This window comes from Rhodococcus rhodochrous, assembly GCF_014854695.1.
Lineage (GTDB): Bacteria > Actinomycetota > Actinomycetes > Mycobacteriales > Mycobacteriaceae > Rhodococcus.
This window is the reverse complement of sequence record NZ_CP027557.1, coordinates 2,205,425-2,226,625: the sequence shown is the minus strand read 5'-3', so window position 1 is coordinate 2,226,625 and position 21,201 is coordinate 2,205,425. Positions and strand designations below refer to the sequence as shown.

Annotated in this window: 23 protein-coding genes and 1 pseudogene; 6 read left to right on the top strand and 18 right to left on the bottom strand. The window is 69.5% G+C overall.

What is annotated here, in order from left to right; all coding sequences use genetic code 11:
* The first annotated feature begins 156 nt into the window (after positions 1–156).
* From C6Y44_RS10480 to C6Y44_RS10465, 4 genes are read left to right on the top strand one after another with little or no spacing between them, the layout of a single operon-like run.
* A complete protein-coding gene (locus tag C6Y44_RS10480; RefSeq protein WP_060650960.1) occupies positions 157–1,044 on the top strand; it encodes a metal ABC transporter substrate-binding protein in 888 nt (295 codons plus the stop codon).
* Positions 1,041–1,838: a metal ABC transporter ATP-binding protein gene (locus tag C6Y44_RS10475; RefSeq protein WP_159418558.1), complete on the top strand. Its 798-nt coding sequence runs from the start codon at positions 1,041–1,043 to the stop codon at positions 1,836–1,838. Before C6Y44_RS10480 ends, C6Y44_RS10475 begins: the two co-directional genes overlap by 4 nt.
* Positions 1,835–2,728, top strand: coding sequence for a metal ABC transporter permease (locus C6Y44_RS10470; RefSeq protein WP_120282294.1), 894 nt, complete (start codon positions 1,835–1,837; stop codon positions 2,726–2,728). Before C6Y44_RS10475 ends, C6Y44_RS10470 begins: the two co-directional genes overlap by 4 nt.
* 20 nt (positions 2,729–2,748) lie before the next feature.
* The gene (locus tag C6Y44_RS10465) at positions 2,749–3,441 is read left to right on the top strand and encodes a metal-dependent transcriptional regulator (protein ID WP_120282293.1); all 693 of its coding nucleotides are present in this window, start codon (positions 2,749–2,751) and stop codon (positions 3,439–3,441) included.
* A 6-nt stretch (positions 3,442–3,447) separates the two neighbouring features.
* Here the strand turns inward: C6Y44_RS10465 and truB are convergent, their stop codons facing one another.
* The 11 genes from truB to rimP form a co-directional block, all read right to left on the bottom strand.
* Complete coding sequence (truB, locus tag C6Y44_RS10460) at positions 3,448–4,371, bottom strand: tRNA pseudouridine(55) synthase TruB (RefSeq protein WP_159418559.1); 924 nt, start codon at positions 4,369–4,371, stop codon at positions 3,448–3,450.
* Entirely contained in the window at positions 4,371–5,033 is a 663-nt protein-coding gene (npt, locus tag C6Y44_RS10455; protein WP_174247154.1) for a 4'-phosphopantetheinyl transferase Npt, read from the bottom strand. Before npt ends, truB begins: the two co-directional genes overlap by 1 nt.
* A gap of 41 nt (positions 5,034–5,074) precedes the next feature.
* Positions 5,075–6,013: a metallophosphoesterase family protein gene (locus C6Y44_RS10450; RefSeq protein WP_159418561.1), complete on the bottom strand. Its 939-nt coding sequence runs from the start codon at positions 6,011–6,013 to the stop codon at positions 5,075–5,077.
* A gap of 3 nt (positions 6,014–6,016) precedes the next feature.
* On the bottom strand, positions 6,017–7,303 hold the full coding sequence (locus C6Y44_RS10445; RefSeq protein WP_404817791.1) for an MATE family efflux transporter: 1,287 nt from the start codon (positions 7,301–7,303) through the stop codon (positions 6,017–6,019).
* Positions 7,304–7,566: 263 nt separating this feature from the next.
* A complete protein-coding gene (locus tag C6Y44_RS10440; protein ID WP_120282290.1) occupies positions 7,567–8,574 on the bottom strand; it encodes a DHH family phosphoesterase in 1,008 nt (335 codons plus the stop codon).
* Positions 8,575–8,602: 28 nt separating this feature from the next.
* Positions 8,603–9,061: a 30S ribosome-binding factor RbfA gene (rbfA, locus tag C6Y44_RS10435; protein WP_016693580.1), complete on the bottom strand. Its 459-nt coding sequence runs from the start codon at positions 9,059–9,061 to the stop codon at positions 8,603–8,605.
* Positions 9,062–9,114: 53 nt separating this feature from the next.
* Complete coding sequence (locus C6Y44_RS10430) at positions 9,115–9,405, bottom strand: DUF503 domain-containing protein (RefSeq protein WP_006551275.1); 291 nt, start codon at positions 9,403–9,405, stop codon at positions 9,115–9,117.
* Between the two features lie 124 nt (positions 9,406–9,529).
* A complete protein-coding gene (gene infB, locus C6Y44_RS10425; protein WP_159418562.1) occupies positions 9,530–12,409 on the bottom strand; it encodes a translation initiation factor IF-2 in 2,880 nt (959 codons plus the stop codon).
* Between the two features lie 203 nt (positions 12,410–12,612).
* Complete coding sequence (locus C6Y44_RS10420) at positions 12,613–12,921, bottom strand: YlxR family protein (protein WP_081314385.1); 309 nt, start codon at positions 12,919–12,921, stop codon at positions 12,613–12,615.
* A gap of 44 nt (positions 12,922–12,965) precedes the next feature.
* Positions 12,966–13,994 (bottom strand): transcription termination factor NusA, encoded by a 1,029-nt coding sequence (gene nusA / locus C6Y44_RS10415; protein ID WP_159418563.1) that lies wholly within the window; start codon positions 13,992–13,994, stop codon positions 12,966–12,968.
* Entirely contained in the window at positions 13,991–14,590 is a 600-nt protein-coding gene (rimP, locus tag C6Y44_RS10410; protein ID WP_174247051.1) for a ribosome maturation factor RimP, read from the bottom strand. The genes nusA and rimP overlap by 4 nt, the downstream gene beginning before the upstream one ends.
* 156 nt (positions 14,591–14,746) lie before the next feature.
* Between rimP and C6Y44_RS10405 the strand changes: the two genes are divergently transcribed.
* On the top strand, positions 14,747–15,238 hold the full coding sequence (locus tag C6Y44_RS10405) for a hypothetical protein (RefSeq protein ID WP_174247155.1): 492 nt from the start codon (positions 14,747–14,749) through the stop codon (positions 15,236–15,238).
* The gene (locus C6Y44_RS10400) at positions 15,235–15,678 is read left to right on the top strand and encodes a ferritin-like domain-containing protein (protein WP_159418565.1); all 444 of its coding nucleotides are present in this window, start codon (positions 15,235–15,237) and stop codon (positions 15,676–15,678) included. The genes C6Y44_RS10405 and C6Y44_RS10400 overlap by 4 nt, the downstream gene beginning before the upstream one ends.
* 22 nt (positions 15,679–15,700) lie before the next feature.
* Here C6Y44_RS10400 and C6Y44_RS10395 read toward each other — a convergent pair.
* The 7 genes and pseudogenes from C6Y44_RS10395 to C6Y44_RS10365 form a co-directional block, all read right to left on the bottom strand.
* A pseudogene (locus C6Y44_RS10395) lies at positions 15,701–16,360 on the bottom strand (O-methyltransferase).
* Between the two features lie 25 nt (positions 16,361–16,385).
* Positions 16,386–16,877, bottom strand: a complete 492-nt coding sequence (locus C6Y44_RS10390) for a hypothetical protein (protein ID WP_059381208.1) — start codon at positions 16,875–16,877, stop codon at positions 16,386–16,388.
* A 7-nt stretch (positions 16,878–16,884) separates the two neighbouring features.
* Positions 16,885–17,523 carry a hypothetical protein gene (locus tag C6Y44_RS10385; protein ID WP_159418567.1) on the bottom strand — a complete coding sequence of 213 codons (639 nt, stop codon included), beginning with the start codon at positions 17,521–17,523 and terminating at the stop codon, positions 16,885–16,887.
* Positions 17,520–18,137 (bottom strand): hypothetical protein, encoded by a 618-nt coding sequence (locus tag C6Y44_RS10380; protein ID WP_159418568.1) that lies wholly within the window; start codon positions 18,135–18,137, stop codon positions 17,520–17,522. Before C6Y44_RS10380 ends, C6Y44_RS10385 begins: the two co-directional genes overlap by 4 nt.
* Entirely contained in the window at positions 18,134–18,889 is a 756-nt protein-coding gene (locus C6Y44_RS10375) for an ABC transporter ATP-binding protein (protein ID WP_159418569.1), read from the bottom strand. Before C6Y44_RS10375 ends, C6Y44_RS10380 begins: the two co-directional genes overlap by 4 nt.
* Positions 18,882–19,976, bottom strand: a complete 1,095-nt coding sequence (locus C6Y44_RS10370; protein WP_159418570.1) for a FecCD family ABC transporter permease — start codon at positions 19,974–19,976, stop codon at positions 18,882–18,884. Before C6Y44_RS10370 ends, C6Y44_RS10375 begins: the two co-directional genes overlap by 8 nt.
* Positions 19,957–21,102 carry an ABC transporter substrate-binding protein gene (locus C6Y44_RS10365; protein WP_159418571.1) on the bottom strand — a complete coding sequence of 382 codons (1,146 nt, stop codon included), beginning with the start codon at positions 21,100–21,102 and terminating at the stop codon, positions 19,957–19,959. Before C6Y44_RS10365 ends, C6Y44_RS10370 begins: the two co-directional genes overlap by 20 nt.
* Positions 21,103–21,201 lie beyond the last annotated feature (99 nt).

Genomic DNA, 21,201 nt, shown 5'->3' with positions numbered 1-21,201 from the left:
CGGCAGCCTACGGCCCGTGAGCGGGTCGGGCACGCCCGGATGGCTCCCGGCGCGCCCCACATGACGGTGACGGCTTAGCGAATGCATAATTTCGGTGTGCCGAACTTTTCGTCGAGAGCCCACAGAACACGGTCCGTACGTTCCCGTGCCGGTCGCATGATCGCCGCCCTCGCGGCCACGGCCTGCGCCGCCGCCCTCGCGGCGTGTTCGACCACCGGTTCCGCCGACGATCGGCCCCTGGTCCTGACCACCTTCACCGTCCTCGCCGACATGGCACGCAACGTCGGCGGCGACCACGTGCGGGTCGAGTCCATCACCAAGCCCGGCGCCGAGGTCCACGGCTACGAGCCCACTCCGGGCGACCTGCGATTCGCGACCGAGGCCGACCTCGTCCTCGACAACGGACTCGGTCTCGAGCGGTGGTTCGAACAGTTCGTCGCCGACGTCGACGCCGAGCACGTGGTCGTGAGCGACGGTGTGGACCCACTGCCGATCGGTGAGGGCGCGATGACGGGCCCCTACAACCCCCACGCCTGGATGTCCCCACTCGCCGCCCGCGTCTACGTCGACAACATCGCCGCGGCACTGGCCGACCTCGCCCCCGAGCACGCGGACGCCTTCGCGGCCCACGCCGAGGCGTACAAGGCCGAACTCGACGCTCTCCACACCGAACTCGTCACCGCCCTCGACGGCATCCCTGCCAACCGGCGCGCACTCGTCACCTGTGAGGGCGCGTTCAGTTATCTCGCCCGGGATGCCGGGCTGCAGGAGGCCTATCTGTGGCCGGTGAACTCCGACCAGCAGGGCACCCCCCAGCAGATCGCCCGGACCGTCGACTTCGTGCGCACCAACGAGGTGCCGGCGGTGTTCTGCGAATCGACCGTCTCGGACAAGGCGCAAAGGCAGGTCGCGGCCGACACCGGAACGGAATTCGGCGGAATCCTCTACGTCGACTCGCTCTCCGAGGCGGACGGCCCCGTCCCCACCTACCTCGATCTGCTCCGACACGACATCGACGTCATCACGACGGGACTGAGGCCATGACTTCGACACTCGACACACCGGCACTGTTCGTCGACGACGTGACGGTGCGCTACGACACCGTCCTGGCCCTGCAGAACGTCACCCTGAAGCTCGCACCGGGCCGTGTCTGCGGACTCGTGGGAACCAACGGTTCGGGGAAGTCGACGCTGTTCAAGACGATCATGGGTCTCGTGCGACCCACCTCGGGTCGCGTCACCATCGGCGGGACGACCACCGCCGTGGCGCGTCGTCGAACACAGGTCGCCTACGTGCCGCAGTCCGAGGCCGTCGACTGGAACTTCCCGATCGGCGTGCGCGACGTCGTCATGACGGGCCGCTACGGCCACCAGGGCTTCCTGCGCCGCCCGCGCGCCGCCGATCACGAGGCCGTCGACGCCGCGCTCGAACGGGTCGGGATGACGGCGCTGTCCGGCCGGCAGATCGGGCAGCTCTCGGGCGGCCAGCGCAAGCGTGTCTTCGTGGCACGGGCGATCGCGCAGGGCTCGCCGTTGCTGCTGCTCGACGAACCGTTCGCGGGGGTCGACACCACCACCGAGCACGCGCTGACCGCCGTCATCCGCGAACTGGCGGCGAGCGGTCACACGATCCTCGTCGCCACCCACGATCTCGCGGGTCTGGCGCAACTGTGCGACGAAGCGGTGCTGCTGCAGCGGCGCGTGCTCGTGCACGGCTCCCCCGAGGAGATCCTCCTCCCGGTGAACCTCGCCCGCGCCTTCGGCGCTCCCCCACCGGCGAACGGTGGACGAGCCGAGGACGTCGCGCGGGAGACCTACGCACAGGAGGCCGGACGATGATCGACGTGCTGATCGAACCCCTGCAGTACGGTTTCATGCAGCGCGCGCTGCTCGTCGCGGTCGCCGCGACGATCGTGTGCGCGCTGCTCAGCTGCTGGCTCGTGCTCATCGGCTGGTCGCTGATGGGCGACGCGGTCTCGCACGCTGTACTGCCCGGTGTCGTCCTCGCCTATCTGGTGGGGGTGCCGTTCGCGCTCGGAGCCCTCGTCTTCGCCGGCATCGCCGTCGCGTTGATCTGGCTCGTCCGCGGCACGAGCCGCGTCAAGGAGGACGCCACCATCGGCATCGTCTTCACGACACTGTTCGCCCTGGGCGTGGTGCTGATCTCGAAGAACCCGAGCCAGATCGACCTGCACCACGTGCTGTTCGGAAACCTGCTCGGGCTCGCGACGGGCGACGTCTGGCAGGTGTCGATCCTGGCGGCCGTGGTGCTGGCCGTCCTCGTCGCGAAGCGCCGCGATCTGACGCTGTTCGCCTTCGACCGCGTCCAGGCGCACACTCTCGGCCTGTCCCCAGCCGCGTTGTCGGCGCTGCTGTTGTCGCTGCTCGCGGTGACGATCGTCAGCGCGCTGCAGGCGGTCGGCGTGATCCTGGTCGTCGCGATGCTCATCATCCCGGGCGCGACGGCCTATCTGCTCACCGACCGGATGGCCCGGATGCTGGTGATCGCACCGGTACTCGCGGTGATCGCGTCGGTGGTCGGTGTGTACACGAGCTATTACACCGACGCCGCGACCGGCGGCGTGGTGGTGCTCGCCCAGGCCGTGGTCTTCACTCTCGCGTACCTGTTCGCGCCGCGTCAGGGTGTCGTCACCCGGCTCGTGATGCGTCGCCGCGCGCCGGAGGGCGAAAGGACGAGCGAGACGACGGAGAGCGTGATTCCCGGGTGATGGTTACCTAAGCTGGACGCGTGCCTGAGAGTAACGAGACCACCGCGACCGAGATGCTGTCCTCGGTCGCACAGGACTATCTCAAGATCATGTGGACGGTCCAGGAGTGGTCCGGGGAGAAGATCTCCACCAAGCTGCTCGCCGAGAAGCTGGGCGTGTCGGCGTCCACCGTGTCCGAAGCGGTGCGCCGTCTCGCGGACCAGGGACTCGTCGACCACGAGCGCTACGGCGCGATCTCCCTCACCGACGAGGGCCGGCAGGCCGCGGTGGCGATGGTCCGGCGCCACCGCCTCATCGAGACCTTCCTGGTCCGCGAGCTCGGCTACGGGTGGGACGAGGTGCACGACGAGGCCGAGATCCTCGAGCACGCCGTCTCCGAACGGATGGTCGCGGCGATCGACACCAAACTCGGTCATCCCGAACGCGATCCGCACGGCGACCCGATCCCCGCGCCCGACGGCACGATCCCGTCACCTCCGGCCCGCGCCCTGAGCGAGTTCAACGACGGCGACCACGGCCGCGTGGCCCGCATCTCCGACTCCGACCCCGCGATGCTGCGCTACTTCGACGAGGTGGGGATCGCCCTCGACACCGACATCACCGTGCTCGAACGTCGCGACTTCGCCGGAACCATCTCGGTTCGGCTGGGCCCGACCGAGGGCCGCACGATCGATCTCGGTCACCCGGCGGCGGAAGCGATCTGGCTCGTCTGAGCCGGCTCACATGTTGGAGGGCCGCACCACGAACACCGCCGCGGCCCGCTTGCCCTTCTCCTGCAGCAGCGCCGCGGCCCGACCCTGTGCATCCACGGCGCCGTAGACCCCGTGGATCCCGACGGGCTCGAGCCAGCGGCCGTTCGCGAGCAGCCCCGCCTCCTCGTCGCTGATGGTGCGGCACTCGAAGGCCGTGCGCACGGCCGCGTCGATGTCGAGGCTCGGCGTCGGGTCGTCGACGAGCTGTTCGAGCGTGCGGGCGTGCTCGAGGCCGAACGGGCCGACCTTCGTGCGACGCAGCGCCGTGAGATGACCGCCCACTCCGAGCGCCGCGCCGAGATCGCGTGCGAGCGCCCGGATGTAGGTGCCGGACGAGCAGTCCACGTCGACGTCGACATCCACGAAGCCGCTCTCGGGCACATCGCGGCGGGCGAGGACGTCGAACCGCGAGACGGTGACCGGCCGGGCCTTCAACTCGACCGCCTCCCCCTCGCGCATGCGGGCATAGGCGCGCTTGCCGTCGATCTTGATGGCGCTGACGCTGGCGGGCACCTGCTGGATGTTTCCTGTCAACGCGGCCACGCCCTCGCCGATCTGCTCGTCGGTCACGTGCGTCGCATCGATGGTCGCGACGGTCTCGCCCTCCGCGTCGTCCGTGACGGTGCTCTGCCCGAGACGGATCGTCGCGGTGTACGACTTGGTCGTCAGTGCGAGCAGCCCGAGCAGCTTCGTGGCGCGCTCGACGCCGAGGACGAGCACACCCGTCGCCATGGGGTCGAGGGTGCCCGCGTGCCCGACCTTGCGGGTGCCGAGCAGTCGGCGGCAGCGCGCCACCACGTCGTGGCTCGTCATGCCGGCGGGCTTGTCGACGACGAGCAGGCCCGCGCGGGCGAGTGCCGGATGTTCCTGCGGGGGTGCGATGTCGTTCATCAGCGCACCGTGATCGCGGTGAGGACGAGACCGTCGGCGACGAGCCACCGTCCGTCGAAGCCCGTCAAGGGCTGCCCGTCGAGGGTGTCACCGGGGACGAGCAGTCGCGAATGGAAGGTGCCGGTGACCGCGTCCGAGGTGGTGTCGCGCTCGAAGGTGATATGGGCGTCCTCGAAGCCCAGCCACCTCTTCGTCAGCGGGAACCACGCCTTGTAGGTGGCCTCCTTGGCGCAGAACAGCAGACGGTCCCAGTGCAGGTCGTCGCCGACCGAGGCGAGCCACTCGCGTTCGGGTTCGAGGCTCACCGCGGGCAGCACCCCGTCGGGGAGCACGTCGTGCGGCTCGGCGTCGATGCCGAGCGAACGGATCTGCAACGAATAACCCAGCACCGCACCGCGATAACCGTCACAGTGGGTGAGGCTGCCGACGACGCCGCGCGGCCAGACGGGATCGCCCTTCTCTCCGCGCAGTACCGGCGCGGGGTCGACGCCGAGGGTGCGCATGGCCTGGCGGGCGCAGTGACGGGCACCGGCGAACTCGCGGCGCCGCTTCTCCACGGCCCGCGCCACGAGCGGCTCCTCCTGGGGATGCGGCCGCAGTCCCGGTGGGTCCTCGAACAACTCGGCTGCAGCGACGCCGTCCGGCACGATGCGCCCGATCAGCGCGCCGCGCGTGTCCGTCTTCTGCCCGGTGTCCGGTTCGGTCACCGCAACTCCTTCTCTCGTTGAGCCCGCATCTTCTCGGCCTCGGCTTCCATCTCGGGGGTCACGGTGAAGTGACCGCCCCACTTGTTCAGGCTGCCCGGCGGATACTCCGGGACGGGGAGGATCTGCCGCAGGGGCTGCTCCGGCATGCCGCGTCGCTGCCATTCGCGCGGGTAGCCGACCGAGACCTCCTCGAAGCGCACCCCGTCGTAGTAGGTGGTCCGCGGGATGTGCAGGTGGCCGTAGACGCTGCACAGCGCCCGGTAGCGCAGGTGCCAGTCGGCCGTCTCGGTGGTGCCGCACCACAGCGCGAACTCGGGGTAGAACAGCATCCGCGTGGGTTCGCGCACCAGCGGGAAGTGGTTGATCAGCACGGTGGGCAGCGCGGGATCGAGCGCGTCGAGACGGGCTCGGGTCTGCTCCACACGTACCCGGCACCAGGTGTCGCGCGTGATGTACGGATCCGGCTTCAGCAGGAACTCATCGGTCGCGACGACGTTGCGTTCGCGCGCGAGAGCGAGACCGTCCGCCTTCGTCGTGGTGCCCTCCGGCAGGAACGAGTAGTCGTAGAGCAGGAACATCGGCACGAGCACCACGGGCCCGTCCTCGCCCTCCCAGATCGGATACGGATCCTCGGGGGTGAGCACGTCGAGTTCGCGGCACATCGTCACGAGGTAGTCGTAGCGCGCGACCCCGAACATCTGCACCGGATCCTTGGCGGTGGTCCACAGTTCGTGGTTGCCGGGCACCCAGATCACCTTCGCGAACCGGCTGCGGAGCAGCGACAGCGCCCACCGGATGTCGTCGGTCTTCTCCGACACGTCGCCCGCGACGATCAACCAGTCGTCGGGCGACTCGGGATACAGACCCTCGGTGACCGGCCGGTTGCCCCGATGGCCCACATGGATGTCGCTGATCGCCCACAGCTTCGCTGCCACGCACTAACCTCCCGACTCGTCCTGGACACGCACCTGCCGGTCCGCCCCCGTCACCGCCCATCGTCCCGAGAGCGTGCGCCATACGACGGCGATCATCCGGAACACGATGAACACCGTAAGCCCCGTCCAGATACCCGCCAGACCCCAGTCGTACGCGAGCGACAACCAGATCAACGGCAGGAAGCCGAACAACGCCGAGGCCAGCGTCGCGGTCCGCAGGAACGCCGCGTCCCCGGCACCGAGGAGAACACCGTCGAGTGCGAACACGATTCCTGCGAGCGGCATGATCGCGACGAAGAACCACCACGCCACCCCGATCTGATCGAGCACCTCGGTGTCGGTGGTGAACAGACCCGGGATCACGTCCTTCCCCACCACGAAGACCACCGCGAGGACGACGGCGAAGACCGCCGACCAGGCCGACAACCGCCACGCCAGACGCGTCGCGCCCCGCCGATCGGCCGCACCGAGCGCTGCGCCGACGAGGGCCTGCGCGGCGATCGCCAGCGAGTCCAGGGTGAGGGTCACGAAGTTCCACAGTTGCAGCACGACCTGATGACCGGCCACCGCGGCCGCACCGAAGCGCGACGCCACCGCCGCCGCGGACAGGAAACAGGCCTGGAACGCGAGGCTGCGGGCGATCAGATCGCGTCCGAGCCGCAACTGCGCCCCGATCACGGCGGGTCGAGGCCGAAGCGGAACCCCGGACCGCAGCAGCGCCACCACGAACAGGACGGCCGTCACGGACTGCCCGATCACATTGGCGACGGCGGAACCGACCAGCTCCCACCGGGGAGCACCCAGCAGACCGTGGACCAGAACCGGGCACAGCACTGCCGACAGGGCGAGACCGACAATGACGAATCGCAGCGGCCGGATCGTGTCCTGGACGCCGCGCATCCAGCCGTTCCCGGCCAGGCCGACGAGGATCAAGGGTGCCCCGAACAGCGCGACCCGCAGCCACGAGACGGCGGCGTCGGCGATCTCGGCATCGCCGGCGAGCAGCCGCGCGACGGGACCGGCCAGTGCCTGGCCGACGAGCAGGATCGCCAGTCCGACGATCATCGCGAGCCAGGTCGCCTGCACGCCCTCGCCGACGGCGTCGTCGTGCCGGTCCGCGCCGTGGAAACGCGCCGCGCGCGCGGTGGTGCCGTACGACAGGAAGGTGAGCTGGGTGCTCACCTGCGCGAGGATCAACCCCCCGATCGCGAGACCGGCCAGGGGCAGCGCCCCGAGCCGGCCGACGACAGCGATGTCGAACAGCAGGTAGAGCGGTTCCGCCGCGAGCACCCCGAGGGCGGGAAGGGCGAGCCCGAGGATCCGCCGTCCGGTGACGTCCGAGGCGCGTGAGCCGCCGGACGTCTCAGAGGCGCGTGAGCCGCCGGGCGTCTCAGAGGCGCGTGAGCCGCCGGGCGTCTCAGAGGCGCGTGAGCCGCCGGGCGTCTCAGAGGCGCGTGAGCCGCCGGGCGTCTCAGAGGCGCGTGAGTCGCCGGGTGTATCCGAGGCGCGTGAGCCGCCGGGCGTCTCGGAGGCGGGCGACCCGCCGGACGCAGTCAACCGAGCACGCCGCGCAACGCGGCGACGATCCGATCGGTGTCGCCGTGGGCGGTGTATCCCGCCGCCAGGCGGTGTCCTCCGCCGCCGAGTGCGGTGGCGACGGCGGACACGTCCACCGAGGTCTTCGCGCGCAGCGAGACGGTCCACTCCTCGGGAGCGACCTCCTTGAACACCGCGGCGACCTCGGCCTCGGCGGTGGTGCGCACGATGTCGATGACGCTCTCGACCTCCTCCGGACCGAGATGCGCGGAGTCGGCGCGCCGGACGAAGGCGTAGACCAGTCCCCTGCCCTGCGCAGCGTCGCGTTCGAGCGTGGCGGTCGCCAGCACCGACGACAGCATCGGCAACCATCCGAAGGGATGGGTGTCGAGCAGGGCCCGCGTGATCGACGTGCCGTCGATCCCGGTGGCGAGCAGTCGCTCGGCGAGTCCGTGGGCCTGCGGGCGACCCCACCGGAACGATCCGGTGTCGGTCACCAGTCCCGCGTACAGGCAGTGCGCGAGTGCGGCATCGATCTCGACACCCCACACGTCGAAGAGGTCGGCGAGCACCATCGCGGTGGCCTCGGACTCCGGGTCGACGAGGTTGTGGGTGCCGAACCGCGTGTTGGACAGATGGTGGTCGATCACCAGGACGTTCGGTGCGGTCTTCAGACGGTCGCGCAGGACACCGAGACGGCCCGCGGTACCGCAGTCGACGGTCACCACGAGATCGGCCTCGCGGCGCACCTCCGCGACGGGCGTGACCAGGTGTGCGCCCGGCAGCGACCGCATCGATTCCGGCATGTCCGCGGGCGAACCGAACGCCACCTGCACGGCGACACCGCGTCGCTCGAGCGCGAGCCCTAGGGCGAGCCCGCTGCCGAGGGTGTCGGCGTCGGGGTTGATGTGGCACAGCACCGTCACGGTGGCCGCCGCGTCGAGCAGTGCGGCGGCACCGTGCAGGTCGACGGATCCTGCCGGGCCGGACGGGAGAGCGGCATCGTCGCGGTGCGACGGGTCCATCGGAGGAGTCTGGTCGGGCACCGGTGCGTTATTCGTCGTCGTCACCGGCGTCGCGCTCACGGGGTTCCTTGTAGGGATCGGCATCGCCGGCCGGAACGGCACCCTCACGGGCGCGTGCGACCTCGTCGTCGGCCGCGCGAGCACGCGCGAGGAGTTCCTCCATGTGTCGTGCCGTGTCGGGCACGGTGTCGGTGACGAACGTCAGCGTCGGGGTGAACCGCACACCGGTGCCGGCGCCCACCTTCGAGCGGAGCACGCCCTTGGCCTTCTCGAGGCCGGCAGCAGCGGCCTCGTGATCGGGTTCGGTGTTCAGATCCGCGCCGCGGACCGTGTAGTAGACGGTGGCGTCGTGCAGATCCGCGGTGACCTTCGCGTCGGTGATCGTCACGAACTCGAGCCGCGGATCCTTGATCTCGAGGTCGATGGCGGTGGCCACGATGGTGGCGATGCGCTTCGCGAGTCGGCGGGCCCGTGCTGGATCGGCCATGTCGTTCGTTCCCTTCTGTGGCCGCCGGCAGGCGGCCCGTCGTGCGGCCGGGATCAGTCCTCGGGCCCGTACAGCCTGCGTCTGACCGACAGCAGGTCGAGTTCGGGCCGCTGGGCGACCAGCCGCTCACACTTGTCCAGTATCTCTCCGACGTGCGCGAGGTCGGGGGCGACGACCGCCACACCCACCTGCGCCCGGCGGTACAGATCGTGTTCCCCGGTTTCGGCGGCGGACACCCCGAGCCGGCGTAGTTCTGCGACCACCGGACGGATCGCCGATCTCTTCTGTTTGAGCGAATGCACGTCGCCGAGCAGCAGGTCGAGTTCGAGTGCTCCCAGATACATCCGCTTCTCCCCTCGAGGACCGTCCGGTCGGCCGCCCGGTCGGCTCCGTGCCGGCAGGGTCGGGCGTCCCGACACACCCGTGGCGGCGAACGACGAATCGTTCACCGCCACGGGTGCGGGTGGATCAGTCGCGCGGCTTCTCGCGCAACTCGTACGCCTCGATCACGTCGCCGACCTTGATGTCGGAGTAGGTGATCGTCAAACCGCACTCGAAGCCCTCGCGGACCTCGGTGACGTCGTCCTTCTCGCGGCGCAGCGACGAGATGGTGACCGTCTCGGCCACGACGTTGCTGTCGCGGATGAGGCGGGCCTTCGCGTTGCGCTTGACGATGCCGGACTGCACGAGGCAACCCGCGATGTTGCCGACCTTCGACGACTTGAAGATCGCGCGGATCTCGGCGCGGCCGAGCTCGACCTCCTCGTAGATCGGCTTGAGCATGCCCTTGAGGGCCTTCTCCACCTCGTCGATCGCCTGGTAGATGACCGAATAGTAGCGGATATCGACGCCCTCGCGGTTCGCGAGCTCCGTGGCCTTGCCCTCGGCGCGGACGTTGAAGCCGATGATCACGGCGTTCGACGCGGCAGCGAGGTTGACGTTGGTCTCGGTGACGCCACCGACACCGCGGTCGATGACACGCAGACGCACCTCGTCGTCGATCTCGATACCCATGAGCGCCTCTTCGAGGGCCTCGACGGTACCCGAGTTGTCGCCCTTGAGGATGAGGTTGAGCTCGTTGTGCTCCTTGAGAGCGGCATCGAGGTCCTCGAGGCTGATGCGCTTGCGGCTGCGTGCTGCGAGCGCGTTGCGCTTGCGGGCATTACGCCGGTCGGCGATCTGACGCGCGATGCGGTCCTCTTCGACGACGACCAGGTTGTCGCCGGCGCCGGGCACCGACGTGAAGCCGACGACCTGGACCGGACGCGACGGCAGTGCCTCGAGCACGTCCTCGCCGTGCTCGTCGACCATGCGACGCACGCGGCCGTAGGCGTCGCCGGCGACGATCGAGTCGCCGACGCGCAGGGTGCCGCGCTGGATGAGCACCGTGGCCACCGGACCGCGACCGCGGTCGAGGTGCGCCTCGATGGCGACGCCCTGCGCCTCCATGTCCGGGTTGGCCCGCAGATCGAGCGCTGCGTCGGCGGTGAGCAGCACCGCTTCGAGCAGCTGGTCGATGTTGAGGTTCTGCTTCGCGGAGATGTCGACGAACATGGTGTCGCCGCCGTACTCCTCCGCGACCAGCCCGTACTCGGTGAGCTGCTGACGGATCTTCTGAGGGTTCGCACCCTCCTTGTCGATCTTGTTCACCGCGACCACGATCGGGACATCGGCGGCCTGCGCGTGGTTGATCGCCTCCACCGTCTGCGGCATGACGCCGTCGTCGGCTGCGACCACGAGGATCGCGATGTCCGTCGACTTCGCGCCGCGGGCACGCATGGCGGTGAACGCCTCGTGACCCGGGGTGTCGATGAAGGTGATCAGGCGATCTTCACCGTTGAGGTGCGTCATCACCTGGTAGGCACCGATGTGCTGGGTGATGCCACCGGCCTCGCCCTCGCCGACGTTCTCCTTGCGGATCGTGTCGAGCAGGCGGGTCTTGCCGTGGTCGACGTGACCCATGACGGTGACCACCGGCGGACGCTGACGGAGGTCTTCCTCGCCGCCCTCGTCCTCGCCGTACTGGATGTCGAACGACTCGAGCAGCTCGCGGTCCTCGTCCTCGGGCGAGACGACCTGCACGACGTAGTTCATCTCCGAGCCGAGCAGCTCGAGGATGTCGTCGTTCACCGACTGAGTGGCCGTGACCATCTCACCGAGGTTGAACAGCGCCTGCACCAGGGCCGACGGGTTCGCGTCGATCTTCTCGGCGAAGTCGGACAGCGATGCGCCGCGAGCGAGACGGATGGTCTCGCCGTTGCCACGCGGCAACCGCACGCCGCCGACCGACGGCGCCTGCATCGAATCGTATTCCTGCCGCTTCTGCCGCTTCGACTTGCGACCACGACGCGGAGCGCCACCGGGACGACCGAACGCGCCGGCTGCACCGCCGCGACCGCGTCCACCGCCGCCGCCACCGGGGCGACCGCGGAAACCACCGGGAGCGCCTGCACCTGCGGGTGCGCCACCACCGGCGCCGCCACCGCGGTAACCGCCGCCGCCGCCACCGGGACGTCCACCGGGAGCTCCGCCCGGACGACCCGGACGACCGGATGCGGCCGGACGCGCAGCACGCTGCGGCATCGCACCGGGGTTGGGACGCGGGGGCATCGAACCCGGGGACGGACGGGGTCCGCCCTGACCGGGCGCCGGGCGGGGACCGCCCTGACCCGGCGCCGGACGCGGACCGGCCTGGCCGGGTCCGGGACGCGGGCCACCGGGGCCTGCTGCGGGACGTCCCTGTCCGGGCGTGGGGCGGGGGCCGCCCTGGCCGGGAGTCGGACGCGGTCCGCCCGGGCCGGGGCGCGGGGCACCCGGACGCGGAGCGGGACGCTCGGCCGGAGCCGAGGAGTACGGGTTGTTACCGACGCGCGGGGTCTTCGGACCCGGACGCGGACCGGCCGGCTTGGGGCCGGGCTTGGCCGCGGGGGCCTGCGGCGTCGCGCCGGGAGCCTGAGCAGCCGGGGCCTGCGGAGCCGCCTGGGCAGCAGGGGCGTGCGGCGCGGGAGCCGCGGGCTTCTCCGGTGCCGGAGCGGGCTTGGGAGCGGCCGGCTTCGGTGCGCCGGGCTTCGGACGTGCGGTCTCGGCCGCGGGGGCCGGGCTCGCAGGGGTGGGCCGGGGACCCGGCCGGGGAGCACCGGGCTTCGGTGCGGGGGTGGGTGCAGCCTTCGCGGCTGCATCGCCTTCGGTCTTACCGAACGATTCGCGCAGTCGACGCGCGACCGGCGGTTCGACGGTCGACGACGCGGACTTGACGAACTCGCCCTGTTCCTTCAGGCGTGCGAGTAGTTCCTTGCTGGTGACACCGAGTTCTTTCGCCAACTCGTGCACGCGGGCCTTGCCTGCCACTGCTCTCCTCACTGATGAGGTCGAGCGGCCGACTGCCCGCACGACCTCGGGTTATCTCCGATGGACGTTCATCGCTGGTGCTTCACGGTGTGCTCATGAGTGTTCGTGCCTGTTCTTCTCAGAGTGCGATGTCACTGTTGGTGTTCCTCGTCGTCGTTCCCACGTCCGTCTACCCGGCCGAAGCCGATTCGATGCGTCCGTGATCACTGTTCCGTGGACCCGACCAGCTGATCCAGCGCTGTGGTGTCCGGTTGTCCGGTCACGCGCAGTGCCCTGCCGAATGCTCGACGCCGAACCGCCAGGCCCAGACATTCCGAAGTGGGATGCAACCAAGCACCTCGCCCGGGAAGCCTGCGTCGGGGATCGGGAATCACGGCGAAACCTGACGGTTCCTTCTCGCGCGCCACCACCCGGAGCAGTTCGGCAGCCAGCGTTCGCTGCCGACATCCGACACAGGTCCGCACCGTAGTGGCGCGTTCCCCGCCGGTCGAGGACAGGTCATGCTGAACCATCGACCACTGTACCGCTGATTTGCCCGGAATCCCGCATCCCACTCCTACGCGCCTGTCGAGCCGCCGCGTGAATCGTCGTTCCCGGCCGGTGCCGCGTCGCTGCGGATGTCGATCCGCCAGCCGGTCAGCCGGGCCGCGAGCCGGGCGTTCTGCCCTTCCTTGCCGATCGCGAGGGACAACTGGAAGTCGGGAACGACCACCCGGGCGGCACGCGCGTCGGGGTCGACGACCGTGACCGAAACCACCTTCGACGGCGAGAGTGCGTTGCCCACGAACTTGGCGGGGTCCTCGTCGTAGTCGATGATGTCGATCTTCTCCTCGCCCAGCTCGCGCATGACGTTGCGCACCCGCTGCCCCATCGGGCCGATGCACGCACCCTTCGCGTTGAGGCCCGGGACGGTCGAGTGCACGGCGATCTTCGATCGGTGCCCGGCCTCGCGGGCGACGGCGACGATCTCCACCGACTCGTCGGCGATCTCGGGGACCTCGAGGGCGAACAGCTTGCGCACGAGGTTGGGGTGCGTCCGCGAGAGGGTGATCTGGGGGCCGCGCTGTCCGCGGGAGACGCCCACGACGTAGCACTTGATGCGGTCGCCGTGCTCGTAGGTCTCCCCCGGCACCTGCTCTGCCGGCGGGATCAGTCCCTCGGCGTTGTTGGTCTCGCCACCGATCTTCACGACGACCATGCCGCGGGCGTTGGCACGCGAGTCGCGCTGCACGACACCGCTGACGATCTCGCCCTCGTGGGTCGCGAACTCGCCGAAGCGCTGCTCGTGCTCGGCGTCGCGGATGCGCTGCATGATGACCTGACGCGCGGTGGTCGCCGCGATCCGGCCGAAGTCCTCGGGAGTGTCGTCCCACTCGGCGATCAGGTTGCCGTCGGCGTCGCGTTCCTCGGCGAGGACCTGGATGGCGCCGGACTTCGTGTCGACCACGACCCGCGCGTGCGGCTGGTGTCCGTCGACGTGCCGGTACGCCGTGAGCAGGGCCGTCTCGAGCGTCGCGATCAGCTCGTCGAACGGGATGTTCTTCTCCGCCTCGAGCATGCGCAGGGCGGCGATCTCGATATTCACTTGTCCACCTTCGTTTCGTTCGTCTCGTCGTGGTCGTCGCTGCCGGTCTCGTCGTCGGGTCCTTCGGCCAGCTCTCCGGCCGCGACCCGGCCGTCCGGAACCCCGCCCGCCAGCTCGAGTTCCCTCGGCGGCGGCGGGGAGAACTCCACCTCCACCACCGCTCTGCGCACCGCCGAGAACGGGACCGAACGCACGACCGGCCCGGACCGATCGGGCAGGACGAGCCTGATCTCGTCGCCGACGAGCTCGCCGATGCGGGCGACGAGGATCTCGTCGGCCAGTTCCACCTTCGCCTTGCGACCCTGGGCGCGCCGCCAGTGGCGGGGCTCGGTCAGGGGCCGGCCGATCCCGGGGCTGGTGACCTCGAGGACGTAGGGCGACTCACCGAAGTCCGAGACCCCGTCGAAGGCCTCGGAGACGATCCTGCTCAGGCGGGCCGCCTCGTCGAGACCGAGACCTGCGTCGCTGTCGACGAGGAGGCGCACCGTACTGTGCTTTCCGGCGGCCGTGACCACCACGTCCTCGAGGTCGTATCCCTCTCTGGCGAGCAGATCGGAGACGAGCTCGACGATCCTCTCCGGGGGCGGCACAGGCATGGCGGGCGGGCTCCTCGTTCAGTTGTGGTCGCAGCGGGCAGCGGGCCGGAACGGATGCGTACCGGCAGACATCAAGCCTAACCCGCGTTTCGTGCTGCCGTGACCAGGGCGGCGTCCTTCGTCGGACGACGGGACTGGCAGGATGGTCCGGTGCCGATGCCACTCGACCGTCCCACCGTCTCCCGACGAACCCTCCTGCGATGGTCGTCGGTCGCTGTCGGTGGGTTCGGAATCACGACGATCACCGCGTGCGGCGCCTCCGACGAGGATGCCGCCGAACCGGATCCGCTGGCGAGCCAGGCGACCCGCGCCCGCACCGACGCCGCGACGGCCACCGCGGTGGTCGCGCGGGCGCCGGAGCTGTCCGCGGCGCTCACCACGATCGCGGCCGAGCGGACCTCCCACGCCGACGCTCTCGAGGCCGAGATCGCCCGCATGGAGGGTGCCACCACGAGTTTCACTCCCCCGTCGACCACGGTGACCATCCCCACCGGTGAGCTGCCGACCGTCGAGGAGCTCCGTGAGCGGTTGAACCGGTCGCAGCGCGAAGCCGCCGACCTCGCACGCACGCTCTCGGGTTACCGCGCGGGTCTTCTCGCCTCGATCAGCGCGTCCTGCGCCGTGCAGACGGCGGTGATGTTGCCGTGAGCTCACCCGAACTCGGTTCCGAACAGCAGGCCCTCGTCGACGCCCTCGAGGCCGAACACGCGGCGGTGTTCGGATACGGCGTGATCGCGGCCTTCGCAGATCCCACCCACGCGGACGCTGTGGCAGAGGACACCGCCGCGCACCGCGCACGCCGTGATGCGACGGTCGAGGCGTTGCGCGCCGCGAGTGTCGAGCCGCCGGTCGCGGCACCCGGTTACACCGTGCCGTTCCCGGTGATCGACGCCGCGTCCGCCGCGCAGCTCGCCGAGCAGATCGAGAGCGACACCGCGGTCGCGTGGCGATCGGTCGTGGAGCGTGCTCGCAGCGAGGCCACCCGGGCCACGGCCGTGGGTGCACTCACCGAGGCGGCCCTGCGGGCGGCGCGGTGGCGGCAGAGCCGCGGAGTCGTGCCGTCGGTGGCCTTCCCCGGTCAACCCTGAGCCGGTCGGGCCGAAGCACGGGTCAGCCGGTCACGACGGCGAGCGCGAAGCCGTCCCAGCCCTTCGATCCGACGGTCTGCAACGCCGTTGCGTCGAGCCGTGGTTCCTGGGCGAGCAGTTCGAGCACGTCCCGTGAGGCGCGGACCCGTTCGTCGCCGCTGTCCTGATCGACGATGGCCCCGGCCCGCACCACGTTGTCGACGACGATGACGGTGCCGGGTCACGACAACCCGAGCGCCGCGCGCACGTAGTTGCTGTTGTTCTCCTTGTCGGCGTCGATGAACACCAGGTCGAAGGGATCCTCGTCGACCAGGCCCGGCAGCGAGTCCAGGGCGGGGCCGACCCGGATGTCCACGCGGTCACCGATGCCGGCGCGGTCGAGATTGGCGCGGGCCACCTCGGCGTGCCTCGGCTCGTATTCGAGGGTGACCACCCGGCCGGACTCCCCCACGGCCCGGGCGAGCCAGATGGTCGAGTACCCGCCGAGGGTGCCGATCTCCAGGACCCGGCGCGCACCCCGGATCCGTGCGAGCAGGTGCAGGAACTTGCCCTGCGGCGCGGAGACGTCGATGGGCGGCAGTTCCGCTGCGGCGTTCGCCTCCAGCGCCGAGCTCAGCGCAGGGTCGTCGCCGATCAGCACGTCGGTGAGGTAGTTGTCGGTCGCACTCCAGTTGTCGGCCATGCACCTCATTGTGTCCCGGGGTGGGTCACTCCACCACTTCGTAAGCGGCGCCCACCTCGCGGGCGAGCAGGCGATCGGTCATCTCCTGCTTCAACACGGTGAGCCGCGCGTTCTCGGCGTCGGTGCGGCCGGGCTTGGCGCCGAGCGCGATGAACTCGTCGGTGACGAGTCCGTCGTCGCGGATCTGCAGCGTCACGCTGCGCTCGCGCCAGGTGAACTGCCAGACGTAGCGGGCGAGGGTGGCTCCGCGTTCGGTCGCGGCCAGTTCCGGGTCGACGACATAACGCCCGTCGGTGACGGCACGCAGCACCATCTCCACCGCGTCGCGTCCGCCGGGACCGGGGAAAGCGGTGCGCACCCGAACTTCCCGCCGCTCGACGTCGCCGAGGATCGAGAAGGCGTGCCGCATCACCGTGAAACCGTGAGCCACTCCCCCGGGAAACTCGGGGCCGTGATATTTCATCAGGTCGGCGAAGGTGAATTCGATCGGGTGACCCGACTCGTAGACGGTGAGCACGCGCGTCCTATCCTCTCGTGGCCCAGTGCAGGGCCGAGTACAGCAATTGGGTGGCACCGGGCATGAAGCCCGACCCGTGGTGGTAGACCGGATCCATCGTGGTCACCAGCAGGCGGCCGCGGTGGTTGGTCTCGTCGACGAACAGGATCGAACCGTCCCGTTCCCCGTCGGGGGTGTGCAGATCCGCCAGACTCACGGCGCCGGGCGGGGGCTCGAGCACCCCGTGGTAGTGCCAGATCACCGAGCGGTCGGAGAAGAATCCCCAGGCCGGATGGTCCGGTGCCTGCAGTCGCACCCGGTGGTCCTCACCGGTACGCCACCACCAGAAGATGGTCGGCCGCGGCTGTTCGGGCACTCCCAGCCAGTCCTGGACGTGGTTCTCGCCGAAGACGACGACCGTTGCGCCTCGTTCCAGGGCCTCCTTCACCTCCGCTGCCCATCCGGACAGCAGGTCCGGCCGCAGCCGGTCGGCGACGACCACGACATCGGAGCCTGCGATGTCCTCGGGTACGCCGGTACGGACGTGCACCGCGCGCATCCGGTAGGGCGCGAGGGCGGGGTCGGCCAGTGTCGCCAGGTGACTGTGGCTGCCGCCGTGCAGGAAGGCGACCGCCGGCGCCGGATTCGTTCGGGTCGCTCGGCTCATCGGCCCTCCAGCCAGTCGAGGATCTGCGTACGAAGATGCGCGGTGCCCCTGTGCTCGCCGGCGAACTGCAGCAGGTCGTTGCCACCGTGCACGAGCACCCGTCCTTGTCCGAGCCGGTACTCGTAGTCGATCGGCGCGCGGGTACGTCCGAGGGTGTGCACCACCTGTGCGCCGTCGGGCATGTCGAGATAGCATCCCCGGCCGTAGAAACCGGCCACGCCGATACGTTCGAGTTCCTCGAAGGGCACCGGCTCCCGGCGACCGCTGTTGTACAGCAAGGCCTTCGGATCGATCCCGGCCCAGACCGGATGCTCGTTCACCCGGCGCAGGGCGAGATCCGAGGGGTTGCGGAATTCGAGCTTGCGCCACCGTGTGAGGCCGGTGAGGAAGATCCGCTGGACGTGACCGTTGATCAGAACTCTGCCGCCTCGCGCGACGAACGCGTCGAGCACATCGCGGTTGTCGAACAGATACTCCTGATCGACGTCGCCGGTGAAGTAGATACCGGTGACCGCGGGCCCGCACACGGACGGCAGGTCGTAGACGTCGATCTCACGGAAGCCGTCGACCAGCGCACCGTCGCGCGGCGCCATCACCGCTTTCAGGACGCTCATGCGATCCCCCGTCCGAAATCCGGAACCGTCAACCGCCGGAGTGCACTCGGTGTCGCGACGTCGGCGGTGACGATCGGCACGCCGTACATCTCACTGAGCAACTCGTCGCCGAGCAGCTCCCGGGTGGCACCGACCCGCTGGTCGTCAGCAGAGACCATGAGCATCGAACGCTCGGCGATGTGCAGGGCGTGATCGGGATGATGGGTCGTCATGACCACGGCCATCCCGTCGTCAGCCAGGCCGCGCAGAACCGTGAGCACACGTGCCTGATTCCGCAGGTCGAGGGCGGAGGCCGGCTCGTCGAGCACGATCGTGTCGCAGCCGGACACCAGGGCCCGGGCGATGAGGACGAGCTGCCGTTCGCCCCCGCTCAGACCGCCGTAATCGCGAGTGGCCAGATGCAGGATGCCGACGCGACCGAGTGCGTCCAGAGCGGCGTCACGGTCGGCATTCGTGGGGCTGCTGTAGATGCGCACCTTGCGGGCGCGTCCCATGAGCACGATGTCGAGCACGGTGAACGAGAACGCCACCGCATGACTCTGCGGCACGTATCCGATGGTGCCCGAGGACGTGACGGTCCCGGTGACCGGTGTGAGCAGGCCGGACAGACACTTGAGCATCGTCGTCTTGCCGCGCGCGTTCGGCCCGAGCACAGCGAGAACCTCACCGGCACTCGCGGTGACCGTGACGTCCTCGAAGATCCACGGCCCCTTGGCCGAGTACCGGAACGAGATGGATTTCGCGTCAAGCATCGCTACCCCACAGTCGGGTTCGGTTGCGGATCAGCAGGGCGACGAAGAATGGCGCACCGATGATCGCGGTGAGGATGCCGATGGGGATCTCGGCCGTACTGAGCACGCGCGACAGGGTGTCGATGGCGGTGAGATAGGCGGCGCCGAGCAGCGCGCTGACGGGCAGCACCATCCGGTTGTCGGTGCCGATCATCATGCGTACCAGGTGCGGCACGACCAGGCCCACCCATCCGATGACACCCGAGACCGCCACCGCAGCGGCGGTGATCATCGCGACGCAGCCGAGCAGCAGCAGCCGCAGGCGTTGCGGGCGCAGGCCGAGCGCAACGGCGTCCTCGTCCCCCATCGACAGGATGTTCAAACGCCAGCGCAGCGCGAGTACCACGAGGGCGGGCAGGAGGATCGGCACCGCGGCGATCGCGAGTTTCCCGTAACTGGCAGTGGCAAGAGATCCCATGAGCCAGAAGACGATCGACGGCAGTTCACTGTAGGGATCGGCGATATAGGTGATGAACGAGACCATCGCCTGGAACATCGCGCCCACGACGGTCCCGCCGAGGATGATCATGAGCAGTGGTGCCCCCGGGACGGCCCGCGCGATCGTGAGGACCAGCAGCAGGGCGATCACCCCGCCGACGAAAGCGCCTCCGACGAGGGCGATTCCGCCGAGTCCGACGAGCAGCACCAGCACGCCTCCGAAGGAGGCACCGGAGGACACTCCCAGGATCTGTGCGCTCGCGAGGGGATTGCGGAAGACCCCCTGCATCACGGCGCCGGTGAGCGCCAGTCCGGCGCCGATCAGGATGGACAGCAGCACGCGAGGCAGGCGGACGTCGAGGACGACCGTGCTCTCCTGCTGCGTCCACGTCTCGCGGAGGGGAAGGATCTGGCCGGCGAGCAGGCGGACGATCTCGTTCGGCGGGACGAAGTAGCGTCCCACTGCCAGCGCGACGAGAGCGACCACCACGACCAGTGCGGTGAAACCCGCGATGATCAGGGGGTTACGGCCCCACCTCGCCTGCCGCGGCGTCGAGACCGACGCCGGGGAGGTCGAGCGGGCCGTCGCGTCAACGGGCGAACTGGTCATAGCTCGCGGCATCCCGGTTCAGGTCGAAGCGCAGCACCTGGTCGATCTCGTCCTCGGAGATCTCGTAGGCGAACAGGTCGTCGAAGGCGGCGCGGATGTCGTCGCGGAACTCACCGCTCTGCTCCTGCGGGTACAGGATGCGGAACATCCAGTCCCACATCAGCGGAGACTCGGCACTCGGCACCTGCCAGCGGTAACCGCCGAGCGGGGTCTTGTAGACGCGGCGGTTCTGCACGGCGCTCACGCTCGCCAGACGCGGGTCGGCGTAGATGTCGGCCGGGGTGCTCTGGTCGAAGCCGCTCAGCATGATGACCTCGGGATCCCACGCGAGGATCTGCTCGGGGCTCACCTGTCCGGAATCCGAGACGAACCCTTCGGTGACGAGGTCCGCTCCGACGAGGTCGAACTGGAAGCCGTCGTATCCGGTGGCGCTCGTGGTGCTGTAGGCGTCGCCGTTGCGGGAGAGGATCATCGCGCGCGGCCGCGGGGCGTCCTGTCCGGCGACCTTCTCGCGCATCTCCTCGATCTCGGCGCGCTGCCAGGCGACGAGTTCCTCACCGCGCTCGGGCTTGCCTGCGATCTGCGCGAACAGAGTGATCCACGTTTCCAGGTCCTCCTGCGTGCCGTATTCGAGTCCGACCACGGGGAAGCCGGCGGACTCGATGGGCTCGACCACGTCCGGGCCGCGGTCGCCCCACTGCACGACGACGTCGGGGTCGAGTTCGAGCAGCGTCTCGACGTTGGGTACGAAGTCGCTTCCGGCCACGGTGGTCGACTCGGCCGAGCCCGGGAACATGGTGGCGAACATCCCGCCCTGGTTCGCGACGAGCGTCGACTGGTTGATACCGACGATCCGGTCGTAGCTCCGGTCGACCGCCGCGAAGATCGAGGGGGCGGGCATGACGGTGAAGGCCACCTTCTCGGCCGGACCGTCGAGGGTGATCGTCTCGCCTCGCTGGTCGACGATCGTGACGGCGTCACCCGTGGTCGATGCGTCGGCCTCCTGGGTGTCGCGGCTCGAGCATCCGGCCGTGAAGGCGAGGGCACCGATGAGTCCCGCGGCGACCCACCGGGACGACGACGCCACGCCCCGCTGCCGCTTCTCCCGCCGCACCGTCGATCTCATTTCCACCATCCGTTTCTGTCGTGACAGACCACAAGAACGGAATGAGGTTAGCGTTACCTATCCGATGTCGGTATTGTCACCTTCGCACAGATACAACGG